Origin of the sequence: Klebsiella sp. K47, from assembly GCF_051858335.1 — a bacterium.
Lineage (GTDB): Bacteria > Pseudomonadota > Gammaproteobacteria > Enterobacterales > Enterobacteriaceae > Klebsiella > Klebsiella pneumoniae.
Map to the genome: position 1 here is coordinate 93,251 of NZ_JBPYUI010000015.1, position 16,549 is coordinate 109,799.

Consider the following 16,549-nt stretch of genomic DNA (forward strand, 5'->3'; position numbering starts at 1 on the left):
CTTCCCCGAACGATGCCGGGGAAGGGAGAGGACGATTAATGCGCCTGGCCGCGTTCGATACCGATCCCGGTTTGTGAACGGATAAACTGGGCGCGGAACTGCTCGCGCTCGCGCATCCCTTCCGGTGAGTTATCGGTGGCGGAGAAGACCCAGATGCCAATGAACGCGATGGCAATGGAGAACAGCGCCGGATATTCATACGGGAACAGCGCTTTCTCATGGCCGAGGATCTGCACCCAAATGGTAGGGCCGAGGATCATCAGAATGACCGCAGTCAGCAGGCCCAGCCAGCCGCCGACCATCGCGCCGCGGGTGGTCAGCTTCGACCAGTACATCGACAGCAGAATAATCGGGAAGTTACAGCTGGCGGCGATGGAGAAGGCCAGGCCGACCATGAAAGCAATATTCTGATTTTCAAACAGAATACCCAGCAGAATGGCCACCACCCCAAGGATCAGCACGGTGATCTTGGAGACCTTCAGCTCCTGACGCTCGGTCGCGCCCTTGCGGAAGACGTTGGCGTACAGGTCGTGCGACACCGCTGACGCGCCGGCGAGGGTCAGGCCCGCCACCACCGCCAGGATAGTGGCGAAGGCTACCGCAGAGATAAAGCCGAGGAACAGGTTGCCGCCAACCGCATCCGCCAGGTGCACAGCCGCCATGTTATTGCCGCCGATAAGCTGTCCGGCCGCGTCTTTAAACGCCGGGTTCGCGCCGACCAGCATGATGGCGCCGAAGCCGATGATAAAGGTCAGGATATAGAAATAGCCCATAAAACCGGTGGCGTAGAAGACGCTTTTACGCGCTTCTTTGGCGTCGCTCACGGTAAAGAAGCGCATCAGAATATGCGGCAGGCCAGCAGTACCGAACATCAGACCCAGACCCAGAGAGAGCGCAGATATCGGATCTTTCACCAGTCCGCCGGGACTCATAATCGCCGCCCCTTTCGGGTGGACCGCCATCGCCTCGGTAAACAGGTTATTGAAGCTGAAGCCGACGTGCTTCATGACCATAAAGGCCATAAAGCTGGCGCCGCACAGCAGCAGAACCGCTTTAATAATCTGCACCCAGGTAGTCGCCAGCATGCCGCCGAACAGGACATAGAGCACCATCAGCACGCCAACCAGCACTACGGCGACATGGTAATTAAGGCCGAACAGCAGCTGGATTAGCTTGCCGGCGCCCACCATCTGGGCAATCAGATACAGGGCCACCACCACCAGCGAACCGCAGGCGGAGAGGGTGCGGATCGGCCCCTGCTTCAGGCGGTAAGAGGCGACATCGGCAAAAGTATAGCGGCCAAGATTGCGCAGACGTTCAGCAATTAGAAACAGGATAATCGGCCAGCCGACGAGAAAGCCCAGCGAGTAGATCAGCCCATCGTAGCCGGAGGTATACACCAGCGCGGAGATACCGAGGAACGACGCCGCTGACATAAAGTCGCCGGCAATCGCCAGCCCGTTCTGGAAGCCGGTAATATTGCCGCCGGCGGTGTAGTAATCGCTGCGCGAACGCACCCGTTTTGAGGCCCAGTAGGTGATGTACAGCGTCAGGGCGACGAAAATCAGGAACATGACAATCGCCTGCCAGTTGGTCGGCTGGCGCTGTACCGCGCCGGTAATAGCGTCTGCGGCGTGAGCGCCGAGGGGCAGCAGCGTGGCGGCGAGCGCCGTCAGGACTCTCTTGATCATGCTTTTACCTCGTTGAGAACGCTTTTGGTCAAACGGTCGAATTCACCGTTAGCTCGCCAGACATAAATACCGGTCAGGATAAACGAAATGACGATCACGCCAATGCCGAGCGGGATCCCGCGGGTGACGCTGGTTCCGGCGTGCAGCGGGGTGCCGAGCCAGCCGGGTGCAAAGGCGATAAGCAAAATAAAGCCCACGTAGATCACTAACATAATCACTGACAGAATGGCGGCAAACCGTTGCCGTGATGCAACTAACTCCCTGAAATGCGCACTATTTTCTATCCGCTGACAAAGTTGTTCATTCATCTTAGCGTCTCCAGAGGTCTCCCTTTCGTCATCCACTCGGCGGACGCTGGCGACAGCAACCCCTCCGGCGACGGAGCCGGGACAGGTGTTGCTGACGGCGTTCCTGCGAGTGAAATCCTGGGGGAGGGACTTATTTTTATCCTCTCCCCGGAAGGGGAGAGGGTGTAGGGAATCGGTCCTTACTTACGATGGCATGGTAATGGCCTGCTTCTCTTCGAGCAGTTTTTCCACGACGCCAGGATCGGCGAGGGTCGAGGTATCGCCGAGGTTGCTGGTGTCGCCTGCGGCAATCTTACGCAGAATGCGGCGCATGATTTTGCCCGAGCGGGTTTTCGGCAGCGAATCGGTCCAGTGCAGCACATCCGGTGTCGCCAGCGGGCCGATCTCTTTGCGTACCCAGTTACGCACTTCGGCATACAACTCCGGCGTCGGTTCTTCGCCGTGATTGAGCGTCACGTAGGCATAGATGGCCTGGCCTTTGATGTTATGCGGGATCCCCACCACCGCCGCTTCGGCGATTTTTGGGTGTGAGACCAGCGCCGATTCGATCTCGGCGGTCCCCAGACGGTGTCCGGAGACGTTCAGGACGTCATCCACCCGGCCGGTGATCCAGTAATAGCCATCTTCATCACGACGCGCGCCGTCGCCGCTAAAGTACATATTTTTGAAAGTGGAGAAGTAGGTTTGCTCAAAGCGCTCATGGTCGCCGAACAGGGTACGCGCCTGGCCGGGCCAGGAGTCGGCGATGGCGAGGTTGCCCTCGGTGGCGCCATCCAGCGGCAGGCCTTCGTTATCCACCAGCACCGGCTGGACGCCGAAGAACGGACGCGTCGCGGAGCCGGCCTTCAGCTCAATCGCGCCCGGCAGCGGAGTGATCATAAAGCCGCCGGTTTCGGTCTGCCACCAGGTGTCCATCACCGGGCACTTCTCGTTACCGATCTTCTTCCAGTACCACTCCCAGGCTTCCGGGTTAATCGGTTCGCCGACCGAGCCAAGAATGCGCAGCGAGGAGCGGTCTGTGCCTTCGATAGCTTTGTCGCCTTCCGCCATCAGGGCGCGAATAGCCGTCGGGGCGGTATAGAGAATGCTGACCTTATGCTTATCGACGACCTGGCACATGCGCGCCGGCGTAGGCCAGTTCGGCACCCCTTCGAACATCAGGGTGGTGGCGCCGCAGGCCAGTGGGCCGTACAGCAGATAGCTATGGCCGGTGACCCAGCCCACGTCGGCGGTGCACCAATAAATATCGCCCGGATGGTAGTCGAAAACGTATTTAAAGGTGGTGGCCGCATAGACCAGATAGCCGCCGGTGGTGTGCAGCACCCCTTTCGGTTTACCGGTGGAGCCGGAGGTATAGAGGATGAACAGCGGATCTTCGGCGTTCATTTCGACGGGCCGGTGTTCGGCGCTGGCGTTCGCAATCAGGTCGCTCCACCACAGATCGCGGCCTTCCTGCCAGTCGATATTGCCGCCGGTGCGTTTCAGGACCACCACGTGCTCAATGCTTTTCACGTTCGGGTTTTTCAGCGCGTCATCGACGTTTTTCTTCAGCGGGATGGCGCGACCGGCGCGCAGCCCTTCGTCAGCGGTGATCACCAGGCGTGAGCTGGAGTCGATAATGCGTCCGGCCACCGCCTCCGGCGAGAAGCCGCCGAAAATGACCGAGTGGATTGCCCCGATGCGGGCGCAGGCCAGCATCGCCACCGCGGCTTCCGGCACCATCGGCATATAGATAGCGACCACGTCGCCTTTTTTAATCCCGAGGTCGAGCAGCACATTGGCGAAACGGCACACGTCGGCATGCAGTTCACGGTAGGTGATGTGCTTGCTTTGGCTGGCGTCGTCGCCTTCCCAGATGATGGCGGTTTGATCGCCGCGTTCGGCGAGGTGGCGGTCGAGACAGTTAGCGGCGAGGTTCAGGGTGCCATCTTCATACCATTTGATGGAAATATTACCCGGTGCGAAGGAGGTGTTCTTTACACGGGTATAGGGCCGCATCCAGTCAAGGATCTTGCCCTGCTCGCCCCAAAATGTATCAGGGTCGGTTATGGATTGTTGGTACTGCGCCTTGTACTGATCCGGGTTAATCAGGCAACGTTCCGCAATATTAGCGGGAATAGGGTGTTTGTGAATTTGGCTCATGGCTTTTTTTCTCCTTTGAACTTGTTAAATATATGTCAAACAAACGTTAAGAGTAGGGGTTTTGACAGCTTTGTTTGTTAATTGGGGGGCAGATCACGCAATGATTAAACTGGGTGAAATTTCATCAAATGAAACTTTGAAGCGAAATAATTACGCAAATGAATTTATAGAAACGGAAGCTGTGAAAATTTTTTTATTACAAATACTTATGCAATATAACTGGGGGAAATTCGCTGCTTTATGCATAAAAGCAGAGGAAAGCCCTGTTCTTAAAGGCTTGCGCAGCATGCCGTGCAAATGATACTGATATTGCGCGTTAAATAACCCCACAAAGCAACGCAACACAATTCATACCCCCTGCAGTGGGTACCATGACGAAAAGGAATGGTGCCTTTCATTGAGGAAGTCAGTAGTGAAGAAAACAAAAAAAGTCAGTCTGGCCTGGCAAATTTTGCTAGCCCTGGTGCTGGGTATCCTTCTGGGCAGTTATCTGCATTACCACGCTGAAAGTCGCGATTGGTTAATTAGCAATTTGCTGACGCCGGCGGGCGATATCTTTATCCATCTGATTAAAATGATCGTGGTCCCGATTGTCATTTCGACCCTGGTGGTCGGGATTGCCGGCGTGGGTGACGCCAAACAGTTAGGGCGGATCGGTGCCAAAACCATTATCTATTTCGAAGTGATCACCACGGTGGCGATTGTGCTGGGTATCACCCTGGCCAACGTCTTCCAGCCGGGGACGGGCATTGATATGTCGCAGCTGGCGGCAGTTGATATTTCGAAATATCAGAACACCACCGCCGAAGTGCAGAGCCATGCGCACGGCCTGATGGGCACCATCCTGTCGCTGGTGCCGACCAATATCGTGGCATCGATGGCGAAAGGCGATATGCTGCCGATTATCTTCTTCTCGGTGCTGTTTGGCCTGGGGCTCTCCTCGCTGCCGGCGACCCACCGTGAGCCGCTGGTGACGGTCTTCCGCTCTATCTCCGAGACCATGTTTAAAGTCACCCATATGGTGATGCGCTATGCGCCGGTCGGGGTATTCGCCCTGATTTCGGTAACCGTCGCCACCTTCGGTTTCGCCTCGCTGTGGCCGCTGGCCAAGCTAGTGTTGCTGGTTTACTTTGCGATCCTGTTCTTCGCGCTGGTGGTGCTGGGGATTGTCGCGCGCCTGTGTGGTCTGAGCATCTGGATCCTGATCCGCATCCTGAAAGATGAGCTGATTCTGGCTTATTCTACCGCCAGCTCGGAGAGCGTACTGCCGCGCATTATTGAGAAGATGGAAGCCTACGGCGCGCCGGCGTCGATCACCAGCTTTGTGGTACCGACCGGTTACTCCTTCAACCTCGATGGTTCAACGCTGTATCAGAGCATCGCGGCGATCTTTATCGCCCAGCTGTACGGTATTGACCTCTCTATCTGGCAGGAGATTACCCTGGTGCTGACCCTGATGGTGACCTCGAAAGGGATCGCCGGCGTGCCGGGCGTCTCCTTCGTGGTGCTGCTGGCCACCCTGGGTAGCGTTGGGATCCCGCTGGAAGGGCTTGCCTTTATTGCCGGCGTCGACCGTATCCTCGATATGGCGCGTACCGCGCTGAACGTGGTGGGTAATGCGCTGGCGGTGCTGGTTATCGCCAAGTGGGAGCATAAGTTCGATCGCAAAAAAGCGCTGGCCTATGAACGCGAAGTGCTGGGCAAGTTTGATAAAACCGCCCAATAAAACACAAAGCCCGGCGCGATAGCGCCGGGCTTTTTCTTATCCTTTACTGATCCGGTCAAACTCTTCGCAGCCGGTATCAAACCCCTCCAGGCAACTGACGTTGAGCCAGTGCAGCGCCTTCTGCTTATTCGGTTCGATAAAGCCTTTCTCTCCCTGCTGGAACATCATCCCGGCCCAGTATTCGGCATAGCCGGTGCGGGAAAGTGATGAACTGCCTTTAAAGTATTCACTTGCTTTCACATCATCCTCCGGGCCGTGTACGCCGCTGGCGTAGATCAGCCCCAGCAGCATCTGGGCATCTACCGCCGCATCGCTTTCGCTATCCCGGGCAGCATCCTGCAGCAGCGTGATGGCGTGCGCTACGTCGGTGGCGCCAGCCTGACGGTTGACCAGCACCCGCGCGAGGACGATCTCTCCGGATTTACTGCCGGCCTCGACGGCTTTTTCCGCCAGCTGGCGGGCCTGCGGATAGTCCGCCTGTTGGGGGTTACGGATTTTGAGCTGCGCCAGCAGCGCCAGCGCATCGCCATCGCCCTGGGCGGCCGCCTTCTGCGCCCAGTATTCGGCTTTTTGATAATCGCCGGAGCTGACCCAGGTATCGGCAAGGTAATATTGCGCGCGTCGATCGCCGGCTTCGGCCTGCTGTTGATACTGACTGCCAGGTTCGGTGGCCACCGCTGCGCCGCTGGTGAAAACCAGTAGAAATAAAAAGAGGTATTTCATTTGTATTTATTATCAGTAAGGAACATAGCGCGCAGTATAAAGGGAGGCGAAAAAGAAGAAAATGGCGGGTATCGGTAGGTAGGGCCGATTTGCGTTACCTGACCGTAGGCCCGCGCCAGCGCAGCGCCGCCGGGCGACAGACTGTGGACACGGAGCCGTTTATGTGCCGGGTGGCGGCTGCGCCTGACCCGGCTAACGCATCGCGCGAGCCGGGTCAGACCGCCGAACCTTAACCCATCGCGCTTTCGCGCAGGCGGGATTTCAGCTTGTTGTACTCGTCGATCACGTACTGTTCCGCGGCGCGCTGATCGGCAATCCGCTCAACGTTGACCGCGCAGTACTTGTACTCCGGCGTTTTGGTTATCGGACTCAGGTTCTCTGAGACCAGTTCGTTACAGGCGCCGATCCACCACTGGTAGGTCATGTACACCGCGCCTTTATTCGGCCGATCGCTGACCTGCGCGCGGGTGATGATGCGCCCCTTACGCGAATTGACCCATACCAGCGCTTCATCTTCGATGCCTAGCCGTTCGGCGTCGGCGGTGTTGATTTGCGCATAGCCTGGTTCATCCGCCAGCGCCGCCAGCGCCGCGCAGTTACCGGTCATTGAACGGCACGAGTAGTGGCCGACCTCGCGCACCGTCGACAATACCATCGGGTACTCATCGGTAAGCTTATCGATCGGCGCGACCCAGTCGCAGGTGAAGAACTGCGCCAGTCCGTTCGGGGTATCGAACTTCTCTTTAAACAGATACGACGTTCCCTGATCGGCGTCGGACTCATCGCGGCACGGCCACATGACATAGCCGAGCTCACCCATTTTCTCGTAGGTGGCGCCGTAGAAGTCCGGGCACAGATGCCGCAACTCGTCCCAGATCTCCTGGGTGTTATTGTAATGCATCGGATAGCCCATCCGGGTGGCGATTTCGCTGATGATCTGCCAGTCGGTTTTCAGGTTCCACTTCGGCTCCACCGCTTTAAAGAAGCGCTGGAAGCCGCGGTCCGCTGCGGTATACACGCCTTCGTGCTCGCCCCACGAGGTGGACGGCAGGATGACGTCAGCCGCGGAGGCGGTTTTGGTCATGAAAATGTCCTGGACGATAACCAGTTCCAGATCGTCGAACGCTTTGCGGACCGCCGAGAGTTCGGCGTCGGTCTGCAGCGGATCCTCACCCATAATGTACGCCGCCCGCACTTCACCGTGCGCCGCGCGGTGCGGCAATTCGCTGATGCGATAGCCGGTATGCGCAGGCAGGCTTTCCACGCCCCAGGCTTTGGCGAATTTCTCGCGGTTCTCCGGGAACTTGACGTACTGATAGCCCGGATAGGTATCCGGTAGCGCACCCATATCGCAGGCGCCCTGAACGTTGTTCTGGCCGCGTACCGGGTTGACGCCGACGCTCGGCTTGCCGAGGTTGCCGGTGAGGATCGCGAGGCTGGTCAGCGACCGCACCGTCTCCACGCCCTGGTAGAACTGGGTGACGCCCATGCCCCACAGGATGGCGGCGGATTTGGCGCTGGCATACATCCGGGCGCAGGCGCGGATCTCCTGGGCGCTGACCCCGGTGATCTCCTCCACCGACTCCGGCGTATAGCCTTCAACGATTTTGCGATACTCCTCGAAGCCTTCGGAACGGCTGGCGACGAAGGATTTATCGTACAGATCCTCTTCAATAATCACGTGGCCAATGGCGTTGAGCAGCGCGATGTTCGAGCCGTTCTTCAGCGCAATGTGCATATCGGCGATGCGCGCGGTTTCAATTTTGCGCGGGTCGCAGACGATAATTTTCGCCCCGTTGCGTTTAGCGTTAATGACGTGATTCGCCACGATAGGGTGGGAATCCGCCGGGTTGTAACCGAAGATAAACACCAGATCGGTGTTATCAATCTCCGTGATGGCATTACTCATGGCGCCGTTACCGACCGACTGGTGCAGACCTGCAACCGAAGGGCCGTGTCAGACGCGAGCGCAACAGTCGACGTTATTGGTACCAATAACGGCGCGCGCGAATTTTTGCATCACATAGTTGGTTTCATTACCGGTGCCGCGGGAGGAGCCGGTGGTTTGGAGCGCATCCGGGCCATATTTGGCTTTAATGGCGCTGAGGCGGGTGGCGACGTAATCCAGCGCCTCGTCCCAGGAGACGGCTTCCAGCTTGCCGCCGCGTTGACGGCGGATCATGGGGGTTTTCAGGCGCGGCGTTAGGATCTGGGTATCGTTAATGAAGTCCCAGCCATAATAGCCCTTCAGGCACAGGGTTCCCTGGTTGGTTTTCCCCTGCGCCGCTTCAGCCCGAACGATTTTGCCGTTATCGACCACCAGGTTGATTTTGCAACCTGATGCGCAATACGGGCAAACCGTGACGACTTTTTTCATCGGTCTTGCTCCAGTTATTCAATGGGCGCGTTTGCGCTATCGCGCCGTCACTATGCATCTTCTATGCCATATTTTCATTGTGGGTATTCCTTGATGATACGCGGGTTTTTTGGGCGGAATGCTGACGAAAAACAGCCTGTCGACAGATTTGACGTGTCGATACACTGGAGATGTGACGGCGCTTGAAAAAATGTCACCGGGAGAGGAATTTGTCGGCGCAGGCTTGCAGAATCGATCAGACTGACACTAATTCCCGGCGGGCAGAGGCAAAAATGAAACCAGTCATTTTAGTGGTGGATGATGACAGGGCAATGGGCGAGCTGCTCAGCGATGTGCTCGGCGCGCACGCGTTTGAAGTGCTTGTCAGCCAGACCGGCAACGACGCGCTGACGACGGTGGCGCAGCGGGCGGATATCGCGCTGGTCTTACTGGATATGATCCTGCCGGATACCCATGGCCTGCAGGTGCTCCAGCAGCTGCAGCGCACGCGGCCTGAGCTGCCGGTGGTGATGCTCTCCGGTCTGGGCAGTGAGTCTGATGTGGTGGTGGGCCTGGAGATGGGCGCCGATGATTACATCGCCAAACCGTTCAGCTCGCGGGTGGTGGTCGCCCGGGTGAAAGCGGTACTGCGACGCAGCGGGGCGCTGGCCGGCGAGGCGTCGGGCGCCGGTGCTGGCCTGACGTTTAACGGCTGGCGGCTGGATACCACGCGCTGTGAACTGTATAACCCGCAGCAGCAGGCGATCCCGCTGACCCAGGGAGAATATGGCCTGCTGCTGGCGCTGGCGCAGAACGCGCGCCGGGTATTGAATCGCGAACAGCTGCTGGCGCTGACCCATAACGAAAGCACCGAGGTATTCGACCGGACCATCGATGTGCTGATCATGCGCCTGCGGCGCAAAATTGAGCTCAACCCGCATCAGCCGACGTTGATTAAAACCCTGCGCGGTCTGGGCTATGTCTTTTCCGCCGACGTGACCCACAGCGAGAAGGCGGCGTAGGGCGGGTTTGCTGCCAACCCGCTGTTGACTTTATTTGGCGCAGGGAGTTTACTTTTTTTATTAAAGTGACACTCTGGGTTAATCTATGGCAACAAAATTAAACTGGCTGCTGCAAAACAGCGCTCCCGGAGATGTGATCCTTCAGTCCTGGTTAAGCCAGCATGCCATCTCTCCCTCTCTGGCCTTTAAATACGCGCAAAGTGGCTGGTTAAAAAAAAGAGGCAACGGCGTATATGCGCGTGCGGGACGTGAGCCGGAGTGGAACGATGCATTAGCATGTTTGCAAAATCAGCTTGCCGCTCCGGTGTATGTTGCGGGGCTCAGTAGCTTAGTCTGGCAGGGCCGTTCACACTATCTACAGCTAAAACAAAACCAGTGCTGGCTTAGTGTGGAAAATAAAGCGCTGCTGCCGAAATGGTTCAGGGAATTCCCGGGTGTGGAGTGGATAGTCATATCGGGGAAAAAACTGCCGGTGCTGGATGATAGATACCGTGTAACGCTTGATATAAAAGGGAAAAAACTCATCGGCAGTGCGCCAGAACTGGCTGCTTACGAGTTGCTGAGCGCGGTGCCGGGGACCCTCTCATTTAACCACGCTGCAGAGCTTTTCCAGGGGCTGGTTAATCTTAATCCTCGTAAAGTAGAGTATCTTCTTTCCGTCAGCCAGTCCGTGCAGGCCAAGCGTTTGTATCTCTTCTTCGCCAGTTTTTACGAGCATGGCTGGCTCAAACGAATCGATAGCCAAAAAATCGATCTGGGAGCGGGCAAGCGGCAAATCGTGGAAAATGGAAAGTTCAATGCTCAATACCAAATCACAGTGCCTGAACGCTTTCAAAAGGAATAAAAAATATGGATATACAGGCGCCTTATTATCGGCAGGTTGCTCTGCTAATGCAGGTTTTACCCTATGTTGCTGTCGAACGGGAATTTGCGCTGAAAGGTGGCACTGCAATCAATCTCTTTATCCGCGATTTCCCTCGATTATCGGTGGATATCGACCTCGCCTGGGTGCCCCTGGAAAGCAGAGCCATCGCTTTACCTCATATACGGGATGCGCTTGCACGTATTGCCGCCAATCTGCAACAACAGGCAGGTATGAGCGCTGTATTACAAGCTAATCGTTCAGATGAGATGCGTGTCATTGTTACTACCGATAGCGCGCAAATAAAGATAGAGGTTTCACCGGTCGCCCGGGGAACATTATATCCACCACAGGAGCGAGAAGTGGTGGGGGCGGTAGAGGACGTTTTTGGCTATGCCAGCCTTCCAGTGGTTTCGTTGCCTGACCTCTACGGTGGAAAATTATGCGCGGCGCTGGATCGCCAGCATCCCAGAGATTTTTATGACGTGAAATTACTTCTTGATGCGCAGGAGCTTGACCGTCCCATTTTCAATGGGTTTATCGCGTATTTACTGAGCCATAATCGGCCTCTGGCTGAAGTGCTGAGTCCTCGCTGGAAAGATATTGCTGAACCTTTTTACCGTGAATTCAGCGGGATGACATTTGAGACGATAGCCCTGGAGGAACTGACAGCAGTCCCCAACAGGATGATTGCTGCGTTAAAATCCTGTTTCACACAACAGGATGTCGATTTTTTACTGTCATTTAAACGAGGCGAACCAGACTGGCGTTTAGCGCCGGAAATGCGTATTCAGGATTTGCCTGCCGTGCAGTGGAAATTGCGCAATATTCATCAGATGCCAGCGATAAAACGCGCTGAGTCATTAGATAAACTGGAAAAGGTGCTGGCCGAGTGGCGCAGTTAGTTACCTGGCCCGCCCTTGTTGAACTCAGCGTAAAACAGGCGTGATTTGAATAAACCGTATCCCTTTTCTCGCCATGACACGCCGTTCTCCTGTGGCATCGCCCTGATAGCGGGATCTACTCGATCTAAACATTCTGCAACTGAATAAACGCCTGCAGCTCAGGGAGCGTTTTGGCGCCGTCGATCGCGTTGGCGGCCTGCAGGCTGGCGCGGGCGCAGGCGTGGGCCAGCTGCAGACTGGCGGTTAACGGCCAGCGTTCGTGGCTGCCATACAGCAGGCCGGCGCAGAAGGCGTCCCCCGCGCCGACGCTGCCGATAATCTCCTCCGGCGGTAGCCGCCATGACGGTACCCAGCGCCCGGCTTCGGTACGGGAGACGCCCCATGCCCCCTCCGGACAATGGATCACTACCCGCTGGCGTACGCCGGCGTCAAGCAATGCGCTGGCGGCGCGGGCGATATTGGCGACGTGCGGCTCGCCGTTGGGTAGACGAATCTCCAGCCCGCTAAACTCGCTGGCTTCCAGTTCATTGATGGTCAGGTAGTCAAGATGCTTCAGCGCCGGCAGGACCAGCGGCCGGTAGCGCGGGTCGCCCTTGCGCGACACCAGATCGAGGGACACCTCATAGCCTCGCTCGCGCATCTGCGCCAGCAGTCGCGCGCTGCGGGTGCCGTACACTTCATCGGGGCGATCGAGGCTTTCGAGCAGCAGCAGATAGCCGAGATGGAAAATTTTCAGCGGCGCATCCAGCGGCTCAAAAGCCGGGAGATCAAGCAGGCGGTTGGCGCCGGGAGAGTGAAAGAAAGTGCGCTGGCCTTCGGCGTCGGTCATCACCTGGGTCATCGAGGTGGGGGCGGAGCTGGTGCGCTGTACGAGCTGGCGATTGATATGGTACTGATCGAGCATGGCGGTGATGTAGTCGCCATCGTTATCCTCGCCAATCAGGCCGACCGCCTGCAGCGGCAGCCCGGCGTGCATTTTGGCCAGGGTCAGCAGGACATTCAGCGGCGCGCCGCCGGTGGCGCGTTCGCTATGGACAATTTCCACCAGCCAGCCGCGCTCCGGCCACTGCCCGATCTGGTGGACATGATCGACCAGCATGTTGCCTGCGGCAATAATGCCTTTCCGTTCCATGATCGCTACTCCGCGCCGTCATATTCGTTAAGCGTAGCGCACAATCGGCGGAACGATTGTGCGCCTGGTTGCGCTTATTTCACGGTCCAGCCTTTGTAAGAGCTGACGTTATTTTTGTCGATCATCGTCACCGGGATCAGTACCGGCGCGGTCGGCGCCGGTTTGCCCTGCAGGATGTCGTAGCCAATCTCCACCGCCTTCGCCGCCATCACCTGTGGGTCCTGCGCTGGGGTGGCGACGAACAGCGAGTTCTTACGCTTCAGCGCCTCTTCGCCGTCCGGGCTGCCGTCGACGCCGACGATGAAGAACTCGCTGCGCTGCGCCTGTTTCGCTGCCAGATCGGCACCAATCGCCGTCGGATCGTTGATCGCGAACACGCCGTCAATCTTCGGATTGGCCGCCAGCAGGGAGGTCATCACCTCCAGGCCGCCTTCCCGGCTGCCTTTGGCGTTCTGGTTGGCGGAGAGGATTTTAATGTCCGGGTGTTTTTTGAACTCCGTTTCGCAGCCTTCGACGCGGTTTTGTACGGCGGAGACCGGCGGCCCGTTGATGATCACCACGTTGCCTTTGTTGTTCAGGCGGTCGCTAATGTATTTACAGGCCAGCTCGCCCGCCTGGGTGTTATCGGAGGTGATGGTGGCGTCGGCCCCTTCGGCGGCGACGTCAACCGCCACCACCACGATCCCGGCCTCTTTGGCCCGCTTCACCGCCGGGCCAATGCCTTTCGAATCGGCGGCGTTGAGGATGATCATATCGACTTTGGCGGCGATAAAGTTATCGATCTGCGCCACCTGCTGGCCCAGATCGTAGCCGCTGGAGACCAGCGTCACTTTGACGTTATCCCCCGCCAGCTTGCGGGCCTCCAGCTCCGCCCCTTTGGTGATCTGTACAAAGAACGGGTTGGCAAGGTCGCCCACCGTCACGCCAATCGCTTTCAGCTCTTTGGCCGACGCAAAAGGGGAGGCGGCCAGCAGCGCGCCAGCACACAGCGCGGTGACTATCGGTTTTAAACGCATTCGCTTTTCCTCGCAGGTAAGATGTTGTTGTTATGCACTTTGATGATGCCGGGTACGGTATTTGTCGATCAGCACCGCAATGATGATCACCGCCCCTTTGATCACCAGTTGCCAGAAGTAGGAGACTCCCATCAGGGTCATGCCGTTATTGAGGGTGGCGATAATTAGCGCCCCCACCAGTGTACCGGTGATGGTGCCGATACCGCCGACGAAGCTGGTGCCGCCGAGAATGACCGCGGCGATGGCGTCCAGCTCGTAGCCGACGCCAAGGTTGCCGTTGGCGCTGTACAGCCGCGAAGCGCTCATCACCCCGCCAAGGCCGGAGAGCAGGCCGCTCATGCCATAGACAAACAGCAGCACCAGCCAGACTTTGATGCCGGTCAGCCGCGCCGCCTGCATGTTGCCGCCCACCGCGTAGATATGCACCCCAAGGGTGGTGCGGCGCAGGATAAACCAGCACACCGCGATCACCGCCAGGGCGATGACTACCAGCCAGGGCACCGGGCCGAGGTAGTCATTGCCGATCCACTCGAAGCTGATATCGGAGTTGATCACCGTGGTGCCGTCGGCCAGCAGATAGGCGGCGCCGCGCAGCGCCGTGTAGGTGCCGAGGGTGACGATAAACGGCGGTAGCCCGGCGAAGGCGACCAGCGCGCCGTTGAACAGGCCGAGCAGCAGGCCGAGCATCAGCGCCGCCGGAATCGACAGCAACGCAAACGCCGGGATCAGCGACACCACCATCGCGGCCACTGCGGTGGTGCCAAGGATGGAGCCGACGGAAAGGTCAATGCCGCCGGTGAGGATGATGAAGGTCATTCCCGCCGCCAGCACAATGTTGATCGAGGCCTGGCGGGTGATATTCAGCAGATTGCTTTCCGTGAAAAAGTTGGGGGCGATAAAGCCGAAAACGGCGACGATCAGGATGAGGATCGGCAGAATGCCGACGGTCTGCATCAGGTCGCCCATCAACATTTTTTTCGCCGAAGCGGATTTCGCGACCGGCGCGGAGGTCTCTTTCGGTATGCTCATAGTTGCCCTGCCTTAAGGTGAGAATCGGTCACGCCGGTGGCCAGCGTCATGATACTTTCCTGGCTAATATCACCGGCCTGTAGCTCGCCGGCGATATCGCCCTCGCGCATCACATAGACCCGGTCGCTCATGCCCACCACTTCGGGCAGCTCGCTGGAGATCATCAGAATGGCGACGCCCTGGCGCGCCATGTCGTTCATGATGCGGTAAATTTCGCTTTTCGCGCCGACGTCGACGCCGCGGGTGGGTTCATCGAGGATTAGAATGCGCGGGCCAATCGCCACCCAGCGCGAAATTAACAGCTTCTGCTGGTTGCCGCCGGACAGTCCGCCGGCGCGCACCTGGGCGTGCGGCACGCGGATGTTAAGCAACTGGATGGCGTCATCGGAGATGGTTTGCGCCTTCCGGCGGTTGAGCATCCCCCAGGTCGCGTCGCGCTCCAGCGTCGCCATGGTGATGTTTTCCTGGGCTGCCAGTTCGAGAAACAACCCCTGTTCTTTGCGGTTTTCGGTCAGAAAGCCGATCCCGAGGTCGATGGCTTCCCGCGGCGAGTGGATCACCACCGGCTCGCCGTCGATCTCAATCACCCCGGCGGTGGCTTTGCGCACCCCGAAGATCAGCTGCGCCAGTTCGGAACGCCCGGCGCCGACCAGCCCGGCGAGGCCGACGATTTCGCCGGCATGCACCACCAGGCTGCTGGGCTTAACCTTGCCGCCATCGGTCAGATCCTCGACCCGCAGGCGCGGCTGGCCGCGGGGAATGTCCCGTTCTTTATTGAACAGATCGCTGAGCGGCCGACCGACCATCATGCGCACCAGCTCCGGCGCGTTGAGCTTGTCGCGCACCAGGCTGCCGACATACTGCCCATCGCGCAGAACGCTGACCCGGTCGGAGAGCTCATATACTTCCGCCATGCGGTGGCTGATATAGATGATCGCCATCCCCTCATCGCGCAGGCGCAGGATGAGCTCGAACAGGCGCTGGGTTTCCCGCGAGGAGAGGGCGGCGGTGGGTTCATCCATCACCAGAATGCGGCTTTGACGGTGGAGCGCGCGGGCGATCTCCACCTGCTGCTGTTCGGCGATGGTCAGGGTCATCACCCGGTCGCTGGCTTTGAACTGGGCGCCGAGACGGTCGATCACCGCCTGCGCCTGGCTGAGCATGGCTTTGCGCTGCACCAGACCACCGCGCGCCAGCTCGCTGCCGAGGAAAATATTTTCCGCGACGGTCAGGTTCGGCGCCAGCTGCATCTCCTGGTAGATCAACGTGATCCCGGCGGCCAGCGCGTCCTTGGGGCCGCGGATGGTTTGCGGTTTTCCGTCGATCAGGATCTCGCCGCTGGTGGCGGTATAGGCGCCGGCGAGGATCTTCATCAGCGTGCTTTTTCCGGCGCCGTTCTCCCCCATCAGGGCATGGATCTCGCCGGGCCAGACCGTCAGGTCGACGCCCTTCAGCGCGTAGAATTTGCCAAAAGCTTTGGCGATATGGCGCATTTCCAGTACCGGGGTGGCGGTCATCGCGGCGCTCCTGTCTGTAAGAACAATAGCTGCAGTCCACCACCGGAAAATAAATGCAGAATGTCAGAATCCATTCATATTTGTCATAGTGATAAATAGTTAACCGCGATCACAGTTACG

The 16,549-nt window shown here is 58.2% G+C and carries 14 protein-coding genes; 5 read left to right on the forward strand and 9 right to left on the reverse strand.

Annotated features, from left to right (window positions below; all coding sequences use genetic code 11):
* Window positions 1–35: 35 nt before the first annotated feature.
* The 3 genes from actP to acs form a co-directional block, all read right to left on the reverse strand.
* A complete protein-coding gene (gene actP / locus RRF55_RS15960) occupies window positions 36–1,688 on the reverse strand; it encodes a cation/acetate symporter ActP (protein WP_024623073.1) in 1,653 nt (550 codons plus the stop codon).
* Window positions 1,688–1,999 (reverse strand): DUF485 domain-containing protein, encoded by a 312-nt coding sequence (locus RRF55_RS15965; RefSeq protein ID WP_004177812.1) that lies wholly within the window; start codon window positions 1,997–1,999, stop codon window positions 1,688–1,690. Before RRF55_RS15965 ends, actP begins: the two co-directional genes overlap by 1 nt.
* Window positions 2,000–2,182: 183 nt before the next feature.
* Window positions 2,183–4,141 (reverse strand): acetate--CoA ligase, encoded by a 1,959-nt coding sequence (gene acs, locus RRF55_RS15970; RefSeq protein WP_002885145.1) that lies wholly within the window; start codon window positions 4,139–4,141, stop codon window positions 2,183–2,185.
* Between the two features lie 100 nt (window positions 4,142–4,241).
* On the opposite strand from acs, the gene RRF55_RS15975 reads away from it, so the two are divergent.
* Window positions 4,242–4,442 (forward strand): hypothetical protein, encoded by a 201-nt coding sequence (locus RRF55_RS15975; RefSeq protein WP_004226113.1) that lies wholly within the window; start codon window positions 4,242–4,244, stop codon window positions 4,440–4,442.
* A gap of 111 nt (window positions 4,443–4,553) precedes the next feature.
* Entirely contained in the window at window positions 4,554–5,867 is a 1,314-nt protein-coding gene (gltP, locus tag RRF55_RS15980) for a glutamate/aspartate:proton symporter GltP (RefSeq protein ID WP_004146659.1), read from the forward strand.
* A 36-nt stretch (window positions 5,868–5,903) separates the two neighbouring features.
* On the opposite strand, the gene RRF55_RS15985 is transcribed toward gltP, so the two are convergent.
* Entirely contained in the window at window positions 5,904–6,590 is a 687-nt protein-coding gene (locus RRF55_RS15985) for a tetratricopeptide repeat protein (RefSeq protein WP_004151733.1), read from the reverse strand.
* 229 nt (window positions 6,591–6,819) lie between these two features.
* Complete coding sequence (gene fdhF, locus RRF55_RS15990; protein WP_439419142.1) at window positions 6,820–8,967, reverse strand: formate dehydrogenase subunit alpha; 2,148 nt, start codon at window positions 8,965–8,967, stop codon at window positions 6,820–6,822.
* Window positions 8,968–9,239: 272 nt separating this feature from the next.
* Between fdhF and RRF55_RS15995 the strand changes: the two genes are divergently transcribed.
* From RRF55_RS15995 to RRF55_RS16005, 3 genes are all read left to right on the forward strand, one after another.
* On the forward strand, window positions 9,240–9,968 hold the full coding sequence (locus RRF55_RS15995) for a response regulator transcription factor (RefSeq protein ID WP_002885152.1): 729 nt from the start codon (window positions 9,240–9,242) through the stop codon (window positions 9,966–9,968).
* Between the two features lie 85 nt (window positions 9,969–10,053).
* Window positions 10,054–10,812 carry a type IV toxin-antitoxin system AbiEi family antitoxin gene (locus tag RRF55_RS16000; RefSeq protein WP_004177809.1) on the forward strand — a complete coding sequence of 253 codons (759 nt, stop codon included), beginning with the start codon at window positions 10,054–10,056 and terminating at the stop codon, window positions 10,810–10,812.
* A gap of 5 nt (window positions 10,813–10,817) precedes the next feature.
* A complete protein-coding gene (locus RRF55_RS16005; protein WP_019704723.1) occupies window positions 10,818–11,735 on the forward strand; it encodes a nucleotidyl transferase AbiEii/AbiGii toxin family protein in 918 nt (305 codons plus the stop codon).
* 124 nt (window positions 11,736–11,859) lie between these two features.
* On the opposite strand, the gene RRF55_RS16010 is transcribed toward RRF55_RS16005, so the two are convergent.
* From RRF55_RS16010 to RRF55_RS16025, 4 genes are all read right to left on the reverse strand, one after another.
* Window positions 11,860–12,867 (reverse strand): carbohydrate kinase family protein, encoded by a 1,008-nt coding sequence (locus RRF55_RS16010; protein ID WP_004178300.1) that lies wholly within the window; start codon window positions 12,865–12,867, stop codon window positions 11,860–11,862.
* Window positions 12,868–12,941: 74 nt separating this feature from the next.
* Complete coding sequence (locus RRF55_RS16015) at window positions 12,942–13,883, reverse strand: ABC transporter substrate-binding protein (protein WP_002885156.1); 942 nt, start codon at window positions 13,881–13,883, stop codon at window positions 12,942–12,944.
* 30 nt (window positions 13,884–13,913) lie between these two features.
* The gene (locus RRF55_RS16020) at window positions 13,914–14,912 is read right to left on the reverse strand and encodes an ABC transporter permease subunit (protein ID WP_002885172.1); all 999 of its coding nucleotides are present in this window, start codon (window positions 14,910–14,912) and stop codon (window positions 13,914–13,916) included.
* Window positions 14,909–16,429, reverse strand: a complete 1,521-nt coding sequence (locus tag RRF55_RS16025) for a sugar ABC transporter ATP-binding protein (protein ID WP_032415851.1) — start codon at window positions 16,427–16,429, stop codon at window positions 14,909–14,911. Before RRF55_RS16025 ends, RRF55_RS16020 begins: the two co-directional genes overlap by 4 nt.
* Window positions 16,430–16,549: the final 120 nt, after the last annotated feature.

What these genes read in the sequence shown, in the direction of transcription:
- RRF55_RS16020 (WP_002885172.1), bottom strand. Translation starts at nt 14,912, where the DNA reads ATGAGCATACCGAAAGAGACCTCCGCGCCGGTCGCGAAATCCGCTTCG.
- RRF55_RS15975 (WP_004226113.1), top strand. Translation starts at nt 4,242, where the DNA reads ATGATTAAACTGGGTGAAATTTCATCAAATGAAACTTTGAAGCGAAAT.
- RRF55_RS15965 (WP_004177812.1), bottom strand. Translation starts at nt 1,999, where the DNA reads ATGAATGAACAACTTTGTCAGCGGATAGAAAATAGTGCGCATTTCAGG.
- RRF55_RS16025 (WP_032415851.1), bottom strand. Translation starts at nt 16,429, where the DNA reads ATGACCGCCACCCCGGTACTGGAAATGCGCCATATCGCCAAAGCTTTT.
- RRF55_RS16005 (WP_019704723.1), top strand. Translation starts at nt 10,818, where the DNA reads ATGGATATACAGGCGCCTTATTATCGGCAGGTTGCTCTGCTAATGCAG.
- RRF55_RS16000 (WP_004177809.1), top strand. Translation starts at nt 10,054, where the DNA reads ATGGCAACAAAATTAAACTGGCTGCTGCAAAACAGCGCTCCCGGAGAT.
- RRF55_RS16010 (WP_004178300.1), bottom strand. Translation starts at nt 12,867, where the DNA reads ATGGAACGGAAAGGCATTATTGCCGCAGGCAACATGCTGGTCGATCAT.
- RRF55_RS15985 (WP_004151733.1), bottom strand. Translation starts at nt 6,590, where the DNA reads ATGAAATACCTCTTTTTATTTCTACTGGTTTTCACCAGCGGCGCAGCG.
- RRF55_RS16015 (WP_002885156.1), bottom strand. Translation starts at nt 13,883, where the DNA reads ATGCGTTTAAAACCGATAGTCACCGCGCTGTGTGCTGGCGCGCTGCTG.
- acs (WP_002885145.1), bottom strand. Translation starts at nt 4,141, where the DNA reads ATGAGCCAAATTCACAAACACCCTATTCCCGCTAATATTGCGGAACGT.
- RRF55_RS15995 (WP_002885152.1), top strand. Translation starts at nt 9,240, where the DNA reads ATGAAACCAGTCATTTTAGTGGTGGATGATGACAGGGCAATGGGCGAG.